Below are 17,609 nucleotides of genomic sequence, written 5' to 3'. Positions count from 1 at the left end.
TGTATGTGGGGGTGTTGCAGGAGCTAATGCAGCGGTTGTGCCAAGTCGTGAAAAGCCGGATTTACTGAGGTTCTGGCGGCTGCCACAAGGCTGTTTCGCACCATTTAAAGGCGCGATGCCCACAACTGGCGCGTCGACCTCCTGTAGGAGCCGGCTTGCCGGCGAAGGACGTTAACGATAACGCGAGGTACCTGGATGAATACGGTGATTGTGGGTTTTGCGCCGGCAAGCTGGCTCCTACAGGGATAACAGATACAGCAACAGCAGATTGATCAGCAGCGACACCAACGCCAGGGTTTGCCAGACCTTCAGCGGTTCGCGTTCCAGCAGCGGCCGCGGGCGCAGGCTCAGTTCGCGGCGGTCGGCCTGTTCCAGTACCAGCAGCCATTGCTCGGCGGTTTCGTAACGCTGATCTGCTTGCGCGGCAACCGAGCGTTCCAGGCTTTGCTGCAACCAATCGGGCAGGTCCGGCCGGTAGCGGCTGGCGTTGACCGGCGTGTTGAACCGGGGCCGCTGGAAAGCTTCGATCTCACCGTAGGGATAATGCCCGGTGAGCAGGTAATACAGGCTCACACCGGCGCTGTACAAATCCTGCTGCGGGGTCGGACGTTCGCCGCTGAAGGCTTCGGGCGCGATAAAGCTGGGCGTGCCCGGCAACAGGTGAGCGCGGTCTTCGGACAACCCAGGGCAATAGGCCAGGCCAAAATCCAGCACCCGCAGTTCGCCGTCGTCGCCCAGCAGCAGGTTTTCCGGCTTGATGTCGCGGTGCAGGATTTGCCGGCGATGCAGCATGCCCACTGCCCGCAGCAAGCGTTCGGCAATGGATTGCCACTGCGCCAGTGGCAACGGGCCTTGCCGCTGGAACAGCTGCGCCAGGGTTTGCCCGCTGTATTCACGCATCACGTAGTACAAATGCTGACGCCCGCCGCCCGGATGGACTTCAGGAAATGCCCGCCCGGCCACCCTGCGCAGAAACCATTCCTCCGCGAGCAGGGCCTGGGCGGCATCGTGGTCATCATCGTGGTCAGGGGGCAGGGTCTTGAGCAGCCAGGGTTGCTGCTGGGCATCGCGCACCCGGTACAGCAACGACTGGCGACTGTGTGCCCGCAGGCATTCCACCTGCCAGCCTTCGAAGGATTGCCCGGCCTTCAACAGTGGCGGCAATGGCCACTGTTGCAACTGCACCAGCGCATCACCCAGGGTCGCGGCGCCGAGCCGGTCGATGCGCACCAGCAGGGCACTGGCGTTGTCCTGGCTACCTGCCAGGTGCGCGGCGTTGACCAGCGTATTGACCGCCACGTCCAGGTCGGCCTGTTCGCGCAGGATCGCGCGGATGCTGTGGTCGGCGAGGGTCGCCCACACACCATCGCTGAGCAGCAGGAAACATTCGCCCTGGCGCAGTTCACCGTCGAGAAAATCCACCACCAGATGCTGGTCCAGGCCCAGGGCGCGCTTGAGCACATGCTGCATGCCGGGTTGCTCCCAGACATGCTCTTGAGTGATGCGCTGCAACTCACCGTCAAACCAGCGATACACCCGGCAATCACCAACATGGGCCAGGGTAAAGCGCTGGCCGCGAAACACCAGGGCGCTAAGGGTGGTCAGCAACGGTTGGCCGCCGCCATTGGCCTGCAGCCAGCGATTCTGTGCCAGCAACAGCCGCTCCAGGGCCTGGGCCACGCCCCAGGTCTGTGGCGTGGCGTAGTAATCCAGGGCCAGGGCCTGCAAGGTCGAGCGCGCGGCCAGGCCGCCGTCGGCGCATTGGCTGACGCCATCGGCGATAGCACACAGATAGCCTTTGCTGGCGGCCAGTTCCGGAGCCGGCGTGACCAGGCGCAGGGCGTCCTGGTTTTCCGCGCGTGGCCCGATGGCGCTGGCCTGGGCCACGCTCAATTGCAGGCTCATCAGACCCGCGCGGCGGTGACGGCCGCCGAACCCCAGGTGGTCCTCCAGCGGCGCTTCACGCCATACAGGCCGAACCACGCCAGCACGCCCAGGCTGGCAAATAGCCACAGTGCCAACTGGTAGCTGCCGGTGCTTTGCTTGATCGCGCCCATGCCCGCTGCCAGGGCGAAACCGCCGATACCGCCGGCCATGCCGATCAGCCCGGTCATCACGCCAATCTCGCGGCGAAAGCGCTGGGGCACCAGTTGGAATACCGCACCGTTACCGGCGCCCAGGCCGAGCATGGTGCACACGAAAAGTGCCAGTGCCGCGTAGGAACTCGGTAGGTTGAAGCCCACTGCGGCGATGCACACGGCCGCCACGCCGTACATGCCCAGCAGGGTGCGGATCCCGCCGAAACGGTCAGCCAGGGCGCCGCCCAGGGGCCGCATCAGGCTGCCGCCGAACACGCATGCGGCGGTGTAGTAACCAGCGGTGACCGGGCTCAGGCCGTATTGGTCGTTGAAGTAGCCGGGCAGGGCGCTGGCCAGGCCGATGAAACCACCGAAGGTCACGCTGTAGAAGAACATGAACCACCAACTGTCGCGGTCGCCCAGGGCCTTGAAATAGTCGGCCATGGATTTGGCTTTGGGTCGCTCAGGCGCATTGCGCGCCAGCCAGGCGAACACGATCAAAGTCAGGATCAGCGGGATCAGGGCAAAGCCGAACACGTTGGTCCAGCCAAATGCGGCGGCGATCAGCGGTGCCAGTAGCGCGGCGAACACCGTGCCGGAGTTGCCGGCCCCGGCGATGCCCATGGCCTTGCCCTGGTGTTCGGCGGGGTACCACTGGGAGGCCAGCGGCAGGGCGACGGCAAACGAGGCCCCGGCCATGCCGAGGAACAGCCCTAGCAGCAACGCCTGTTCATAACTGTGGATCCCCAGTTTCCAGGCACAGAACAGCGCCACAATCACGATCACCTGGCCGATCAGGCCGGCAGTCTTGGGCGACAGCTTGTCCGCGAGCATGCCCATCAAGAAGCGCAGGATCGCCCCTGCCAGGATCGGCGTGGCGACCATCAGCCCGCGTTGCTGGGTGGTCAGTTGCAGGTCGGCGGCGATCTGCACCGCCAGCGGGCCCAATAGGTACCAGACCATGAAACTCAGGTCGAAATACAGGAACGCGGCAAACAAGGTCGGGGTGTGCCCGGATTTCCAGAAGCTTGATTTCATCACGCACCTCAGATTGGGGATCTTGTAGAAGGCCTGGTGATGGAACGGCCAGCGAAGGCCGCCCCATCCAAACGAAAAAACGCCGCCACCGGGTTCGCCTGGGCAAACCGGATGTGCGACGTCTTTGTCGTGGAGGGGCAACCGCCGTTGGCTACCTGTGGTGTTTAGTTAGCAAGTCTTGCGCCAACCGTGACATTGCCCTCGCGGGCAGGCCCGTTCCCACCTTGGGCGATTGCGGTTGTGTGGCTCAGCCTAGCAATTCACTCATGGCAATAATCTGCTCCGCCACCTGGATCAACTTCTGCTGGCGGCTCATGGCCTGGCGGCGCATCAGGGTGTAGGCCTGTTCCTCATTGCAGTCCTTCATTTTCATCAGCAAGCCCTTGGCCAGCTCGATGCGCTTGCGTTCCGCCAGTTGCTGGTCGCGGGCCAGTAGTTGCGCGCGCAAGGCCTGGTCGCTCTCGAAGCGCGCCATGGCGACATCAAGGATCGGTTGCAGGCGCTGGGCCTGGATGCCTTCGACGATGTAGGCGCTGACCCCGGACTTGATCGCCTGGCGCATTACCCCGGGATCATGTTCGTCGGTAAACATCACGATGGGCCGCGGCTGGTCGCGGCTGACCAGCACCACTTGCTCCATCACATCGCGCCCGGGTGATTCGGTATCGATCAGAATCACGTCCGGGCGCACCGTTTCGACGCGCGCCGGCAGGTCGATGGTCAGGCCGGACTCGTCGATTACCTCAAAGCCGGCCTCGGTCAGCGCGCTCTTGAGGCGCCCGACTTTGCGCGGGGTGTCATTGATCAGCAGGATTCGCAACATGGGTGGCCTCCCATCAGCGCAATGCCTGGCGGACGACATCGTCGGCCAGGGCATGCAGGCGGAAACTGCGGGCATAACCGGCCGGGTCCGATCCGTCCCAGACCTTGCCGTCGATCAATTGGCTGCTGCGCATCTGCGTGTCCATGGCCGCCACGCCCACGGCGCTTGCGGCCTGGCGATAGAGATCCAGTTGTTGCACCTGGCGGGCCACGGCGAGGTAATCGGGGTCTTCCCGCAAAAGGCCCCAGCGGCGGAACTGGGTCATGAACCACATGCCATCGGACAGGTACGGCAGGTTGACCTCGCCCTCGCCATGGAAGCGCAGCGCGTGCGCGTCCTGCCAGTGGTTGCCCAGGCCGTCGGCATAGGCGCCCAGCAGCCGTGGCTCGATGCAGTCGAGCGGGGCGTCCAGGTATTCCCGGGCGCTCAGCAGTTGCGCGGTGGAACGTCGGTTTTCGATGCTGTCGTCGATAAAGCGGCTGGCTTCCAGGACCGCCATCACCAGCACCCGGGCGGTGTTGGGGTACTGCTCGACAAACGCCTGGGTGCAGCCCAGGACTTTCTCCGGGTGGTCCGGCCAGATCGCCTGGCTGGTGGCGAGGGTAAAACCCTGGTGCTGTTGCGCCGCGCTGGCGCACCAGGGTTCGCCGACACACAGGCCGTCGATCCGCCCGGCTTGCAGGTGCGCGACCATCTGCGGCGGCGGCACTACCACACTGTCCACATCCCGCAATGGATGAATGCCCTGGCTAGCCAGCCAGTAATACAACCACATGGCGTGGGTGCCGGCAGGAAACGTCTGGGCGAAGGTCAGTTTTGTCCGGCTTTGGTGCACCTTGCGCGCCAGTGCCTCAGGACTGGTCACGCCCTGTTGTTGCAGGCCCTGGGACAGGTTGATGCCCTGGCCGTTCTGGTTCAGGCCCATCAGCACCGCCATGTCGGTCGGCGCAACGCCGCCGATGCCCAGGTGCACCGCATAGATCAGGCCGTACAGGCTGTGGGCGGCGTCGAGTTCGCCGCTGACCAGCTTGTCCCGCAGGCCGGCCCAGGATGACTGGCGCCTGAGGTTTAGCGTCAGGCCGTAGGGCTGGGCAAACCCCTGGGTCGCCGTGACCACCAGCGAGGCGCAATCGCTCAAGGCCATGAAGCCCAGGTCGAGGCTGCTCTTTTCCGGGGCATCGCTGCCGTTGACCCAGGCCAGAGGGTTGTTGGCCTGGCTGTTGCCGAGCTGATCACTCATCTACACCTACCTTCTGTATGAAAAAAGGCGTCGTCATGCCAGGCGGCATGCAAGCCGCGGCAGGTAACGACGCCTTTGTCTGTGAGCCCGTTCCGGCGTTGGCGCGGGCTGCGCTGGGTAGGGCAAAGCAAGGCACATGCCACGGCGCCCGGGCGAGTGGTGGTTGATCAGGTTTTCATCAAGATTGCACCCGGGTGGGCTTTCACTATGGCGCTCTTTCACGCAACACCGTCCAGGAAACCCGGCGTGCTCCTTGATCGATCTAACGCAACGACCTGTCGTGGCTTTTTACAGCGCTGGCTGCTGGGCGGTCTGTTGATGCTCAATGCCTTACCGGCCATGGGCGAGTCCTATCTGATGTGGGACGAAAGCCTACAAGGCTTCTTCAGACGGCTTGCGGTGCCCCTGGGCCAGCCCATCGTGGTCAGCAAACTGGCGGCGGGCAAGCGCATTACCGGGCATTTTGATTTTGCCCATGCACAAGCGGTCCTGGAGAGCGTGGCGTTGCAGCACGATCTGATCTGGTACAGCGACGGCCAGGTGCTGCATCTCTACGACGCCAGCGAGGCCAAGAGTTCCGGGGTGACCCTGCGCTACATGACCGTCGACCGATTGCGCCAGGTCATGCGCCGCGCGGGGCTCGAAGAGGCGCGTTACCCCCTGCGCAAGGCCGGCGCCCGATTGTTTTATGTGTCGGGGCCCGCCAATTACGTCGACCACGTCCTGCGCCTGGCCCAGTTGATGGATCGTCCGCGCCCGGCGCGACGCGAGGCCCCGCCTGAAGTGGGCGTAGTCCAGGTGCAGAATGCCGACGTCTCGGACCGTCGGTATGACATGGGCTCGCAGACCATCACCGTGCCGGGTGTCGCCACGCTGCTCGAGAAACAGCTCGCCACGCTGGGGCGCAAGGCCGGCACCGGCGCGGTGGTAATCGCCTACCCAGAGACCAACAGCCTGCTGGTCAAAGGCAGTGAGCAGCAGTTGAGGCTGATCAAAAAACTGGTGGCTGAGCTGGACACACCCGCGCATTCCGTCACTTCAACGCCCTTGAGTGCCGAGCAATACGAGCGTGTGCGGCGTGCATTTGCGCGGATCGCCGAGCCGTAGCGGGGTTTGTACAGACTTCGAAAGTTCCTACGCAACACTCCCGGAAAACTTCGAAGCAGCGGGCTTTTTCCTAACGTGAAACTGGCCGCGGGTTTCTATAGTCGCCCTATCTCCCAGACGGTGCGCTATGGAAAATCAGGGCGCCGTGAATGTCCGCAGACAGGTACAGAGGTTTGAATGGTTGTTGCAGTTGAGGGCTTGATGGCGGCGTCCCTCGCCTTTGGTCATTGGAGGTTGCAGGCGGATGGCAGGTTGACCACTGAAGGTCGCGACATTCAGTTACCACCCAAGGAATGTCACGTGTTGCGCCTGTTGCTGGCCACGCCCGGCGTGCTGGTCAGCAAGGACCACCTGCTGGAGCAGGTCTGGCCCCATACCGATATCGCCGAAGAATCCCTGACCCGTTGCATCTACGCGCTGCGCAAGCAGTTGGAGGGCGACCGGGCGTTGATCGCGACCGTGTATGGCCGCGGTTATCGCTTCAATGGCCGGGTGCGGGTGATCGAGCCGCCTGGCCCGGCGCAGGCGGCGGGCAAAGCGCCCCGTGCGTGCCCTGCCTGTGGATGGTATGGCGAGCGGGCATGAAACGCGCCTGCCGGCTGGGACTGTTGTTGCTTTGCCTGGGCGGGGCAGGCGAAGCCCGGGCTTACTGCTGGGCCGAGGCCGCTCGTCAATACGATATCGAGCCGGAACTGTTGCAGGCGATTGCCGCTGTGGAGTCCGGCTACCGCGCCGAGGCCATGAACTACAGCAATAACAACGGCACCTATGATATTGGCCTGATGCAAATCAACAGCATCCATCTGCCTCGCCTGCTCAAGCAGGGCATTACCGAGCAGCGCCTGTTGGATGAGCCCTGTCTGTCGGTCGAGGTGGGGGCCTCGATCCTGGCCGGCTTCATCAAGCAGTTTGGCTACAACTGGACTGCCGTGGGCGCCTATAACGTCGGGCCTGGGGCGGGGGCCGAGCGTGACGCGTTGCGCTTGCGCTACGCGCAGAAGATCTGGAGCCGCTATGAAGAGTTGATGGCCCATCGCAATGGATGATCGACCGGCGGTGTGCCATGCCTCGCACGGACCCGCCACCCCGGCTATAATCGCCGCCACCTTTTGCCGCCATCCGAGTCAAGCCCGCCCATGTATACCCTGGCCCGCCAGCTGTTGTTCAAACTCTCCCCGGAAACTTCCCACGATCTGTCCCTGGACCTGATCGGCGCGGGTGGCCGCCTGGGGCTCAATGGCCTGGTGTGCAAGGCGCCGGCGAAGATGCCGGTGTCGGTGATGGGGCTCGATTTTCCCAACCCGGTGGGCCTGGCGGCTGGCCTGGACAAGAATGGCGCGGCCATCGATGGCTTCGCGCAGTTGGGGTTCGGTTTTGTCGAGATCGGCACCGTCACACCGCGCCCGCAGCCGGGCAATCCCAAGCCGCGCATTTTCCGCCTGCCGGAAGCCGAGGCGATCATCAACCGCATGGGCTTCAACAACCTGGGGGTTGACCACCTGTTGTCCCGGGTACAGGCCGCCAAGTACAAGGGCATCCTCGGGATCAATATCGGCAAGAACTTCGATACCCCGGTGGAGCGTGCGGTGGATGACTACCTGACTTGCCTGGACAAGGTCTACGCCCACGCCAGCTATGTGACAGTCAACGTCAGTTCGCCCAACACCCCGGGCCTGCGCAGCCTGCAGTTTGGCGATTCCCTCAAGCAACTGCTCGAAGCCCTGCGCCAGCGCCAGGAAGACCTGGCGGTACGCCACGGCAAGCGCGTGCCGTTGGCAATCAAGATCGCCCCGGACATGAGCGACGAAGAAACCGTGCTGGTGGCCCAGGCTCTGGTGGATTCGGGGATGGACGCGGTGATTGCGACCAACACCACCCTCAGCCGTGTCGGCGTTGAAGGCCTGGCCTACGGTGACGAAGCCGGTGGCCTTTCCGGTGCGCCAGTGCGTGACCAGAGCACCCATATCGTCAAGGTGCTGGCGGCCGAACTGGCCGGCCGTTTGCCGATCATCGCCGTGGGCGGGATCACCGAAGGCAAGCACGCTGCCGAGAAAATCGCCGCAGGGGCCAGCCTGGTGCAGTTGTATTCCGGGTTTATCTACAAGGGGCCAGCGCTGATTCGCCAATCGGTCGACGCTATCGCGGCGCTCCCCAAATCCTGAGCCCCTGTAGGAGCCGGCCCATAAAAAAGGGCTCCTAGAAGGAGCCCCTGGGCCGAAGCCCGCCGCCCGGATGGGGCGTGCGTGGTTAAGTCGTTACATTCTTCAAGGTGGTTGTCGGAATTAAGTGCCCTGATTAGCCGACGGCGTGAAGTTCGTTGAGTCTGTGGATCCCCGCAGTGCCGGTCATACCGTCCCAATTGTCGCCGCGTCCTTCGCGCCAGCCGTTAATCCAGGCTTGGCGTACCGACGGTAGAGTAAAGGGGCAAAGCTCACGGGATTTGCCATGAACGCCATACTGATATCCGCGTAAAAATGCTCTTTCCAACGGATCACGCTTAAGTCTTCTCATAGGGTGTTTCCCTCACTTGTTGACTGTCTTGATATCCTTCGACCTCATCCGAGGCCGGGCAGAGTTTTTCTGCCGTTGGTGTGGCTCGCTGCCGGCGTGGCGAGCCTCTGTGTCAGCGTCGTTGCGGCGCTAACCTGTGTTGAGTTCTAACCAATAGGTCACATGGATTCAATGATCGTTTTGTCATAAGCACGTAACGATAACGATGCTATAGCCATAAGCTGGGATGGCTTTTCGCCCCATTTACAGGGCAAAGCCAGCTATGATGTGCCCTGTATAGAGGATGGGTTTAATCCTTTAGTGAGAATACCCGCCGCTTGCAGTCGGTTATTATTCGACGAAGGGTCAGAATATTTCATTTTGTTGCACAAATTATCTCTCTGCCCCGGCAATCAAGGCCAATAGGCCAGGAGACCGGGGTGGAACGGCACACATTCGTGCCACGCGAGCGCTCTTCAAGAAAAGCGCTTGATTGAAAACCGAACGCGCGATGCGTCGCCCGTTCACTTATTGCTGAAAAGCCTGGAATGCCCATGTCGGACCGTTACGAACTCTTCCTCACTTGCCCCAAGGGCCTCGAAGGCCTGCTGATCGAGGAAGCCGTCGGGCTTGGCCTTGAAGATGCGCGCGAGCACACCTCGGCCGTGCGCGGCATGGCCGACATGGAAACCGCCTACCGCCTGTGCCTCTGGTCGCGCCTGGCCAACCGTGTGTTGCTGGTGCTCAAGCGCTTCCCGATGAAGGATGCCGAAGACCTGTACCACGGCGTGCTGGATATCGAATGGCAAGACCATATGGTCCCTGATGGCACCCTCGCGGTGGAATTCAGCGGCCATGGCTCGGGTATCGACAACACTCACTTCGGCGCGCTGAAGGTCAAGGATGCGATTGTCGACAAGCTGCGTACCCCGACCGGCGAACGTCCGTCCATCGACAAGATCAACCCCGACCTGCGCATTCACCTGCGCCTGGACCGTGGCGAAGCGATCCTCTCCCTTGACCTGTCCGGCCATAGCCTGCACCAGCGCGGTTACCGCTTGCAGCAGGGTGCGGCACCGTTGAAGGAAAACCTCGCGGCGGCAATTCTGATTCGTGCGGGCTGGCCGCGCATTGCCGCTGAAAACGGCGCGTTGACTGACCCGATGTGCGGCGTCGGCACTTTCCTGGTCGAAGGCGCGATGATCGCCGCCGACATGGCCCCCAACCTCAATCGCGAACAGTGGGGCTTCACCGCCTGGCTCGGCCACGTGCCGGCCTTGTGGAAAAAACTGCACACCGAGGCCAGCGAGCGTGCGGCTATCGGCATGAACAAGCCACCACTGTGGATCCGTGGCTACGAAGCCGATCCGCGTCTGATCCAGCCCGCGCGCAACAACATCGAGCGCGCCGGCCTGAGCCACTGGATCAAGATCTACCAGGGTGAAGTCGGCACCTTCGAACCGCGCCCGGACCAGAACCAGAAAGGCCTGGTCATCTGCAACCCGCCGTACGGCGAGCGCCTGGGTGATGAAGCCAGCCTGTTGTACCTCTACCAGAACCTTGGCGAGCGTCTGCGCCAGGCGTGCATGGGCTGGGAAGCGGCGGTGTTCACCGGCGCCCCGGACCTGGGCAAGCGCATGGGTATCCGCAGCCACAAGCAGTACTCGTTCTGGAACGGCGCCTTGCCGTGCAAGCTGCTGCTGATCAAGGTCAACCCGGACCAGTTCGTCACCGGCGAGCGCCGCACCCCGGAACAGCGCCAGGCCGAACGTGAGCAAGCCGCTTACGACCAGGCCCCGACCGAGCCGCAAGAGCGCCAGTACAATAAGAACGGTAACCCGATCAAACCCGCGCCGGCACCGGCTCCGGTGGTCGAGCAGGCGCGCTTGAGCGAAGGCGGGCAGATGTTTGCCAACCGCCTGCAAAAGAACCTCAAGTTGCTAGGCAAGTGGGCCAAGCGCGAGGGTGTGGATTGCTACCGTGTGTACGACGCCGATATGCCGGAATACTCCATGGCTATCGATCTGTACCACGACTGGGTGCACGTCCAGGAATACGTGGCACCCAAATCCATCGACCCGGAAAAAGCCTCGGCGCGCATGTTCGATGCCCTGGCCGCAATTCCCCAGGCGCTGAACATCGACAAGAGCCGTGTGGTGGTCAAGCGCCGCGAGCGCCAGAGCGGCACCAAGCAGTACGAGCGCCAGAGTGCCCAGGGCAAGTTCACGGAAGTCAGCGAAGGAGGGGTGAAGTTGCTGGTCAACCTGACCGATTACCTGGACACCGGTCTGTTCCTCGACCACCGCCCGATGCGCATGCGCATCCAGAAAGAAGCCGCCGGCAAGCGCTTCCTCAATCTGTATTGCTACACCGCCACTGCCAGTGTGCACGCGGCCAAAGGCGGTGCGCGCAGCACCACCAGCGTCGATTTGTCGAAAACCTACCTGGACTGGGCACGTCGCAACCTGTCCCTCAATGGCTTCTCCGACAAGAACCGCCTGGAGCAGGGTGATGTGATGGCGTGGCTGGAAGCCAGTCGTGATGAGTTCGACCTGATCTTCATCGATCCGCCGACCTTCTCCAACTCCAAGCGCATGGAGGGCGTGTTTGACGTCCAGCGTGACCACGTGCAGTTGCTGGACCTGGCCATGGCCCGCCTGGCGCCGGGCGGGGTGCTGTATTTCTCCAACAACTTCCGCAAGTTCCAGTTGGAAGACAACCTGGGCGAGCGCTATGCCGTCGAGGAAATCAGCGACAAAACCATCGATCCGGATTTCGCCCGTAACCCGAAAATCCACCGCGCCTGGAAAATCACCGCACGCTGATCGACCTTGAAGCCGCGAGCCTGGATTTTTCCGGGCTCGCGGCTTTTTTGCGCTGGTCAAAAGTGGGCTCGATGGCTATAACTATTCTCTTAGCCAAAGTGGCGCCCCTGCACGCTGGTGTTGCGAGTTTTGCCTATGCCGTTGCAAGCCGTCCGCCCGAAAATACTGGGATTTATCAGCGAACAGGCGTCGGCTTGGCTGGTGGCTTTGGTGGTCTTGCTGGTGGGTGTGGCGCTTACCGGCGTACTGGCGCTGGCCACGGCCGACCTGCATCACCAGGAGGTCCGCCAGCGTTTTCAGTTGTTGGTCAACGAACGCTATAGCCGCCTGGAAGAGCGTTTTGAAGACCAGGAACAGCGCCTGGGCAGCCTGCGGCGTTTTTTCGTCAACTCCCATGATGTTTCCCGCGAAGAGTTCGATGGGTTCGCCCAGCCGCTGCTGTTGCGCGCGCGTGCCTACGCCTGGGCGCCACGGATATTTCGCGATCAGCGCCAGGCTTTTGAACAGCAAGTGTCACTCCAGCGTGGCATGTCGTTCTCCATTCGCGAGCTGAACGAAGCCGGGACTTTGGTGACGGCGGGCGAGCGCGACGAATATGTGCCGGTGTTGTACAGCCAGACCCAAAGCCTGCTCGGCTCACCCTTGGGGTTTGACTTGCTGGCGCAGCCACTGCGCCGATCGACGGTCGAGCGGGCGTACCGCTCCGGCACCATCGCCGTGTCCCAACCGATGTCGCTGGTGGGCGTCGAGCCGGCGTATGCCATGGGGGTGTTGCTGGTGGCGCCCGTCACTCGAGCGCCCACCGCGCAAATGCCCTACAACGAACCCTACGGTTTCGTCATGGCGGTGATCAGCATGCGCCAATTGGTCGCCGACGGTCTGCCCAAACCTGCGCGGGACAACCTGGTGATGCAGATTGTGGATACTTCCGATACCCAGCAGCGGGTGTTGTATGCGTCGGACAATGCCCTGGGCGATAGTGGCCTGGAAGCGATCCGCCGGCTGACCCTTGGGGATCATGTCTACGCCCTGAGCCTGCGCCCCAGCCAGGTATTCGCCCAGGCCAATCATTCCTCCGTCGCCAGTATCCTGACCATGGGCTGTTTGCTCAGCCTGTTACTCAGTGCCTTGCTCTATGTGCTGGTCAGCCAGCGTCAACGGGCGGTGCGGCTGGTGCAGCAACGCACCGGGCAATTGCACCAGCGCGAGTACGAGTTGCGCGGTGCCCACGGCCAGTTGCGCAGTGTGCTCAACGCCGCGACCCAGGTGGCGATCATTGCCACCGATTTGCGGGGCGTGATCAGCACCTTCAATGCCGGCGCCGAGCAAATGCTGGGTTATCCGGCTGACCAGGTGCTGGGCCACATGACCCTCGAAAGCCTGCACCTGGCGGTGGAGCTGGAAACCCGTGCCATGCAACTGAGCCATGCTCTCGGCAAGCGGATCATGCCCGGCCAGGCGATGCTGGTGGAGGGCGCCGACAGCCTGCATGAGGCCCGGGAGTGGACGCTGGTGCGCCAGGACGGCAGCCAGTTGACCGTGAATATGCTGGCCACAGCCTTGCTTGATGAACATGGTTTGTGGGTCGGGCACCTGGCGATCTGCCTGGATGTCACCGAACAGAAACGCGCCTATGAGGCCCTGGCGGCGAGGGATCGGTTGCTGAAAAAACTCAGCGCCCATGTGCCGGGCGGGATCTTCCAGTTCACCCTGGAGCCTAACGACAATTGGCGGTTTATCTACGCCAGCGACGGTATTCGCGATATCTACGAAATCGATCCGGGGTTGCTGCAACAGGATGCCAAGCAAGTCTTCGAGCGAATTCATCCTCAGGACGCCGAGCGCATCCGCGCCTCCATCCGCCTGTCAGCGCTGCAATTGAGCCACTGGCGTGAAGAGTACCGGGTGCAACTGCCAGGTCGGGGCCTGCGTTGGATTCGCGGCGAGGCGACGCCGGAAGAGTTACCTGGCGGCGGTACGCTATGGCATGGCTATGTGTCGGATATCTCCGATCTCAAGCGGGTAGAGGAAGAGTTGCGGGCGTTGTCCATCACCGACTCGTTGACGGGTATCCATAATCGTCGCTATTTCCAGGACCGGCTGAAGGCCGAGATGAGCCGGGTGCGGCGCACGTCGGGAGCACTGGCAGTGATCATGCTGGATATCGATCACTTCAAACGTATCAATGACCAGCATGGGCACGCGGCGGGGGATGGCGTGCTGCAGGAGCTGTGCCGGCGTATCCGCCTGCGTGTGCGCCGCAGCGATGTGTTCTGTCGCCTGGGCGGTGAGGAGTTCATGGTGTTGTGTCCGAACACCGATGGCGTTCAGGCCTACAGCCTGGCCGTTGAGTTGTGGGAAGTGCTGCGCAGTACACCAATGGACGGCGTCGGCACGGTAACGGCCAGTTTCGGCGTGGCCAGTTGGCGGGTCGATGAGGGCGTGGATAGCTTGTTGCTGCGTGCGGATTCGGCGGTGTATGCGGCCAAGCAGGCGGGCCGGGATCGGGTCGAGGCGCAGCGCTTGCCTGCCTGAGTACCGTATACCGAATGTGGGAGCAGGCTTGTGTGGGAGCGGGCTTGCCCGCGATGGCGGTGTATCAGGTGCCAAATGTGCTGACTGACCCACAGCTATCGCGGGCAAGCCCGCTCCCACACAAGCCCGCTCCCACATTGAGTCCCCATCTATAGACCTGGTGCCGCTGCTGCCAGCTTCGGCTGGCGATACAGGTCTAGCAGCACTTGGTCGAGCACCGATGAAGCACCCCAAGGCTTCGGATCGTTGAGAATCGCCACCACCGCCCAAGTATTGCCATTGTTATCACGGCTGAAGCCGGCAATGGCGCGCACGGTGTTCAGGGTGCCGGTCTTGACGTGGGCTTCGCCACGCAGGGCCGTGGTCTTCAGGCGCTTGCGCATGGTGCCGTCACTGCCGGCAATCGGCATCGAGCTGATGAACTCTGCCGCGTACGGGCTTCTCCAGGCAGCCTGCAACATGGTTGCCATTTCCCGGGCACTGACCCGTTCGGCACGGGACAGGCCGGAGCCGTTTTCCATCACCAGGTGCGGCGCGGTGATGCCTTTTTTCGCCAGCCACTGGCGCACCACACGCTGCGCAGCCTTGGCATCGTCGCCATCGGCATCGTTGCGGTATTGCGCGCCGAGGCTGAGGAACAGTTGCTGGGCCATGGTGTTGTTACTGTATTTATTGATGTCGCGGATGATCTCGGCCAGGTCCGGGGAGAACGCCCGGGCCAGGACCTTGGCGGTTTTCGGCACTGGGGCCAGCACGTCGCGGCCCTGGATCGTGCCGCCGAGTTCTTTCCAGATCGCGCGCACGGCACCAGCGGTGTAGGTGGCATGGTCGAGCAGCGACAGATATGTCTGCGAGCTGCAGCCATCGCCCAACTGGCCGCTGACGGTCACGGTGACACTGCCATCGGCGGCTGTGACCGGGTTGTAGCGCACGTCACCGGTGCACTGCTTGGCGTTGGTGGCCTTGACCTGATTGTCGATCTGGATGCTGGCAATCGGTGGTTCCACCGACACCAACACCCGTCCTGAATCGTTGCGGGTCACGAAACGCAGGGCCTTGAGGTTGACCAGCAGGGCGTCCGGCTTGACCAGGAACGGTTTGTTGGCATCGTTGCCGTCGTCGTTGAATTCCGGCAATTGCGGCTGGATAAAGAAGCCACGGTCCAGCACCAGGTCACCGGTGACTTGCTGTACGCCATTGGCACGCAGGTCGCGCATCAGCAGCCAGAGTTTTTCCATGTTCAGCTTGGGGTCGCCGCCGCCCTTGAGGTACAGGTTGCCCCGCAGGACGCCGCCGCTGAGGGTGCCGTCGGTGTAGAACTCGGTTTTCCATTGATGATTGGGGCCGAGCATTTCCAGGGCAGCGTAGGTGGTGACCAGCTTCATGGTCGACGCCGGGTTGACCGAGACGTCAGCGTTGAACACCGTGGCAGTGCCGGGGCCATTGAGCGGAATCATCACCAGGGACAGTGCATTGTTCTGCAGCTTGGCTTTCTGCAGGGCTTCCTGGACTTTAGGTGGCAAGGTGGTATTGATCGGGGCGGCGGTGACAGAGAGGGCCAGGGGCAAAAGGAAACTGGCGAGTAACAATGGACGCAAGGATTTGATCATAAGAAGTAAGACCCTACTGCATAGGAGGGTGAATATAGCGGGGGCTATGTAAGAAAATCCCCCAGTGGTCATGAAAGTGTCGGCATTATGCCCCAAGGTGGAGCTACTTGTGCCTCAACGATAGCTGCAAATCACGGTTTTTTTTCGCGCTATCGTGCCACCCGTCTTGGATTGCCGGGCAATCAGCGCCTTAAACTGGTAGAGTGCCGGCCGTTAATACTTAAGAGGATTGTTCCAATGGCGACTAACCGTTCCCGGCGTCTGCGCAAAAAACTGTGCGTTGATGAATTTCAAGAGCTGGGTTTCGAACTGAACCTGGATTTCAAAGAAGGTTTGGACGACAAAGCGGTTGACGCTTTCCTCGACGCCTTCCTGACCGAAGCGATGGATGGCAATGGTCTGGACTACGTGGGCGGCGACGACTTCGGTCTGGTCTGCAAAGCCACCCGTGGTTCGGTTACCCCTGAGCAGCGTGCAGCTGTCGAAGCGTGGCTCAAGGCTCGCCCAGAGCTGACCCGCGTTGAAGTCAGCGAACTGCTGGACGCCTGGCACCCAGAAAAGCCGATCAACCCGGCTGTCTGATGTCATGAAAAAGCGACCCTCCCGGGTCGCTTTTTCGTTTCAGGGTATTAAAGTCAGGCTTTGCGCCAGTTCAGAATCACCAGCGTCAACACCCCCGCCACAATCCCCCAGAATGCCGAACCGATGGAAAACAGCGTCAGCCCCGACGCCGTGACCATAAAGGTAATCAGCGCGGCTTCCCGCTCCTTGGGCTCATTCATGGCGATGCTCAGGCCATTGATGATCGAGCCAAACAACGCCAATGCCGCGATCGACAGCACCAGCTCCTTGGGCAATGCGGCGAACAAGGCCGCCAAGGTTGCGCCAAATACCCCGGCGATACCGTAGAAAATCCCGCACCACACCGCGGCGGTGTAGCGCTTGTTGCGATCTTCATGGGCGTGAGGCCCGGTGCAGATGGCCGCACTGATGGCTGCCAGGTTGATGCCGTGGGAGCCGAACGGTGCCAGCACCAGCGAGGCCAGGCCGGTGGCGGTGATCAGTGGCGAGGCCGGTACATCGTAGCCATCGGCGCGCAACACCGCGACCCCCGGCATGTTCTGCGAAGTCATCGCCACCACGAACAGCGGAATACCGATGCTGATGGTCGCCGCCAGGGAGAAGTGCGGCGTGGTCCACACCGGCGTCGCCACTTCCAGGCTGAACCCGCTGAAATCCAGGAGCCCCATCAGCCCGGACAAGGCGGTGCCGATCAGCAGCGCCGCCAGCACCGCATACCGGGGCGACAGGCGCTTGATGATCAGGTAGGTAAAGAACATGCCCAGTACCAGGGCGGTGCGGTGCTGCGCGGCGACGAAAATCTCGCTGCCGATCTTGAACAGAATCCCGGCCAGCAGCGCGGCGGCCAGCGAGGCGGGAATCTTCCTCACCAGTTTCTCAAAGCTGCCGGTGAGGCCGCAGATCGTCACCAGCACCGCGCAGGTGATGTAGGCGCCAATGGCCTCGCCATAGCTGACCCCGCCCAGGCTGGTAATCAGCAGCGCCGCACCGGGGGTCGACCAGGCAATGGTGATGGGCGTGCGGTAGCGCAGGGACAGGCCGATGCTGCACACCGCCATGCCGATGGAGATCGCCCAGATCCACGAGGAGATTTGCCCGGTGGTCAGGCCGGCAGCCTGGCCGGCCTGGAACATCAGCACCAGCGAACTGGTGTAGCCGGTCATCATGGCGATGAAGCCGGCGACAATGGCCGAGGGCGAAGTGTCGGCCAGTGGGCGCAGGGGCGCCTGGGTCGCGTCGGTCATGGGGCGGTGTTCCTTGTACCTGGGAAATCGTGGAATC

The 17,609-nt window shown here is 62.3% G+C and carries 14 protein-coding genes; 7 read left to right on the top strand and 7 right to left on the bottom strand.

All coding sequences use genetic code 11. From position 1 onward, the window contains the following. Positions 1 to 237 precede the first annotated feature (237 nt). The 4 genes from AC19YY_RS15400 to AC19YY_RS15385 all read right to left on the bottom strand — a co-directional run bounded on the left by AC19YY_RS15400 (position 238) and on the right by AC19YY_RS15385 (position 5,179). Positions 238 to 1,905 (bottom strand): bifunctional protein-serine/threonine kinase/phosphatase, encoded by a 1,668-nt coding sequence (locus AC19YY_RS15400; protein WP_169954284.1) that lies wholly within the window; start codon positions 1,903 to 1,905, stop codon positions 238 to 240. After that, positions 1,905 to 3,116, bottom strand: coding sequence for a nitrate/nitrite transporter (locus AC19YY_RS15395; RefSeq protein WP_169954236.1), 1,212 nt, complete (start codon positions 3,114 to 3,116; stop codon positions 1,905 to 1,907). The genes AC19YY_RS15400 and AC19YY_RS15395 overlap by 1 nt, the downstream gene beginning before the upstream one ends. Before the next feature lie 247 nt (positions 3,117 to 3,363). After that, complete coding sequence (locus AC19YY_RS15390; protein ID WP_038442299.1) at positions 3,364 to 3,939, bottom strand: ANTAR domain-containing response regulator; 576 nt, start codon at positions 3,937 to 3,939, stop codon at positions 3,364 to 3,366. 13 nt (positions 3,940 to 3,952) lie between these two features. Next, positions 3,953 to 5,179, bottom strand: a complete 1,227-nt coding sequence (locus tag AC19YY_RS15385; RefSeq protein WP_500604451.1) for a CmpA/NrtA family ABC transporter substrate-binding protein — start codon at positions 5,177 to 5,179, stop codon at positions 3,953 to 3,955. Positions 5,180 to 5,425: 246 nt separating this feature from the next. Here AC19YY_RS15385 and AC19YY_RS15380 point away from each other — a divergent pair, with 246 nt between their 5' ends. The 4 genes from AC19YY_RS15380 (at position 5,426) to AC19YY_RS15365 (ending at position 8,448) form a co-directional block, all read left to right on the top strand. Further along, positions 5,426 to 6,286, top strand: a complete 861-nt coding sequence (locus tag AC19YY_RS15380; protein ID WP_346343192.1) for a secretin N-terminal domain-containing protein — start codon at positions 5,426 to 5,428, stop codon at positions 6,284 to 6,286. A gap of 177 nt (positions 6,287 to 6,463) precedes the next feature. After that, entirely contained in the window at positions 6,464 to 6,871 is a 408-nt protein-coding gene (locus tag AC19YY_RS15375) for a winged helix-turn-helix domain-containing protein (RefSeq protein WP_169954233.1), read from the top strand. Further along, positions 6,868 to 7,332 carry a transglycosylase SLT domain-containing protein gene (locus AC19YY_RS15370; RefSeq protein WP_169954232.1) on the top strand — a complete coding sequence of 155 codons (465 nt, stop codon included), beginning with the start codon at positions 6,868 to 6,870 and terminating at the stop codon, positions 7,330 to 7,332. The genes AC19YY_RS15375 and AC19YY_RS15370 overlap by 4 nt, the downstream gene beginning before the upstream one ends. Before the next feature lie 90 nt (positions 7,333 to 7,422). After that, positions 7,423 to 8,448 carry a quinone-dependent dihydroorotate dehydrogenase gene (locus AC19YY_RS15365; RefSeq protein ID WP_169954231.1) on the top strand — a complete coding sequence of 342 codons (1,026 nt, stop codon included), beginning with the start codon at positions 7,423 to 7,425 and terminating at the stop codon, positions 8,446 to 8,448. Positions 8,449 to 8,581: 133 nt separating this feature from the next. On the opposite strand, the gene rmf is transcribed toward AC19YY_RS15365, so the two are convergent. Continuing rightward, positions 8,582 to 8,797, bottom strand: a complete 216-nt coding sequence (gene rmf, locus AC19YY_RS15360; RefSeq protein ID WP_002553055.1) for a ribosome modulation factor — start codon at positions 8,795 to 8,797, stop codon at positions 8,582 to 8,584. A gap of 533 nt (positions 8,798 to 9,330) precedes the next feature. On the opposite strand from rmf, the gene rlmKL reads away from it, so the two are divergent. Together rlmKL and AC19YY_RS15350 are read left to right on the top strand one after the other, a co-directional pair. Continuing rightward, the gene (gene rlmKL / locus AC19YY_RS15355) at positions 9,331 to 11,601 is read left to right on the top strand and encodes a bifunctional 23S rRNA (guanine(2069)-N(7))-methyltransferase RlmK/23S rRNA (guanine(2445)-N(2))-methyltransferase RlmL (RefSeq protein ID WP_057439518.1); all 2,271 of its coding nucleotides are present in this window, start codon (positions 9,331 to 9,333) and stop codon (positions 11,599 to 11,601) included. A gap of 135 nt (positions 11,602 to 11,736) precedes the next feature. Further along, positions 11,737 to 14,136 carry a sensor domain-containing diguanylate cyclase gene (locus tag AC19YY_RS15350; protein ID WP_169954230.1) on the top strand — a complete coding sequence of 800 codons (2,400 nt, stop codon included), beginning with the start codon at positions 11,737 to 11,739 and terminating at the stop codon, positions 14,134 to 14,136. 149 nt (positions 14,137 to 14,285) lie between these two features. Here the strand turns inward: AC19YY_RS15350 and dacB are convergent, their stop codons facing one another. Continuing rightward, positions 14,286 to 15,746, bottom strand: coding sequence for a D-alanyl-D-alanine carboxypeptidase/D-alanyl-D-alanine endopeptidase (gene dacB / locus AC19YY_RS15345; protein WP_029298225.1), 1,461 nt, complete (start codon positions 15,744 to 15,746; stop codon positions 14,286 to 14,288). Between the two features lie 237 nt (positions 15,747 to 15,983). Here dacB and AC19YY_RS15340 point away from each other — a divergent pair, with 237 nt between their 5' ends. Continuing rightward, positions 15,984 to 16,328: a YggL family protein gene (locus AC19YY_RS15340; RefSeq protein ID WP_492634295.1), complete on the top strand. Its 345-nt coding sequence runs from the start codon at positions 15,984 to 15,986 to the stop codon at positions 16,326 to 16,328. 53 nt (positions 16,329 to 16,381) lie between these two features. Here AC19YY_RS15340 and AC19YY_RS15335 read toward each other — a convergent pair whose 3' ends face one another. Continuing rightward, on the bottom strand, positions 16,382 to 17,572 hold the full coding sequence (locus tag AC19YY_RS15335) for a benzoate/H(+) symporter BenE family transporter (protein WP_169954228.1): 1,191 nt from the start codon (positions 17,570 to 17,572) through the stop codon (positions 16,382 to 16,384). Between the last annotated feature and the right edge of the window lie 37 nt (positions 17,573 to 17,609).

This window comes from Pseudomonas sp. MF09156 (assembly GCF_059862305.1).
The sequence above is the reverse complement of the archived record's forward strand: the minus strand, read 5'-3'. Positions and strand labels throughout refer to the sequence as shown.

Excerpts from the sequence above, each read along its gene's own strand:
- AC19YY_RS15390 (WP_038442299.1), bottom strand. The coding sequence starts at position 3,939 with ATGTTGCGAATCCTGCTGATCAATGACACCCCGCGCAAAGTCGGGCGC.
- AC19YY_RS15375 (WP_169954233.1), top strand. The coding sequence starts at position 6,464 with ATGGTTGTTGCAGTTGAGGGCTTGATGGCGGCGTCCCTCGCCTTTGGT.
- AC19YY_RS15350 (WP_169954230.1), top strand. The coding sequence starts at position 11,737 with ATGCCGTTGCAAGCCGTCCGCCCGAAAATACTGGGATTTATCAGCGAA.
- AC19YY_RS15370 (WP_169954232.1), top strand. The coding sequence starts at position 6,868 with ATGAAACGCGCCTGCCGGCTGGGACTGTTGTTGCTTTGCCTGGGCGGG.
- AC19YY_RS15395 (WP_169954236.1), bottom strand. The coding sequence starts at position 3,116 with ATGAAATCAAGCTTCTGGAAATCCGGGCACACCCCGACCTTGTTTGCC.
- AC19YY_RS15340 (WP_492634295.1), top strand. The coding sequence starts at position 15,984 with ATGGCGACTAACCGTTCCCGGCGTCTGCGCAAAAAACTGTGCGTTGAT.
- dacB (WP_029298225.1), bottom strand. The coding sequence starts at position 15,746 with ATGATCAAATCCTTGCGTCCATTGTTACTCGCCAGTTTCCTTTTGCCC.
- rlmKL (WP_057439518.1), top strand. The coding sequence starts at position 9,331 with ATGTCGGACCGTTACGAACTCTTCCTCACTTGCCCCAAGGGCCTCGAA.
- AC19YY_RS15400 (WP_169954284.1), bottom strand. The coding sequence starts at position 1,905 with ATGAGCCTGCAATTGAGCGTGGCCCAGGCCAGCGCCATCGGGCCACGC.
- rmf (WP_002553055.1), bottom strand. The coding sequence starts at position 8,797 with ATGAGAAGACTTAAGCGTGATCCGTTGGAAAGAGCATTTTTACGCGGA.
- AC19YY_RS15385 (WP_500604451.1), bottom strand. The coding sequence starts at position 5,179 with ATGAGTGATCAGCTCGGCAACAGCCAGGCCAACAACCCTCTGGCCTGG.
- AC19YY_RS15365 (WP_169954231.1), top strand. The coding sequence starts at position 7,423 with ATGTATACCCTGGCCCGCCAGCTGTTGTTCAAACTCTCCCCGGAAACT.
- AC19YY_RS15335 (WP_169954228.1), bottom strand. The coding sequence starts at position 17,572 with ATGACCGACGCGACCCAGGCGCCCCTGCGCCCACTGGCCGACACTTCG.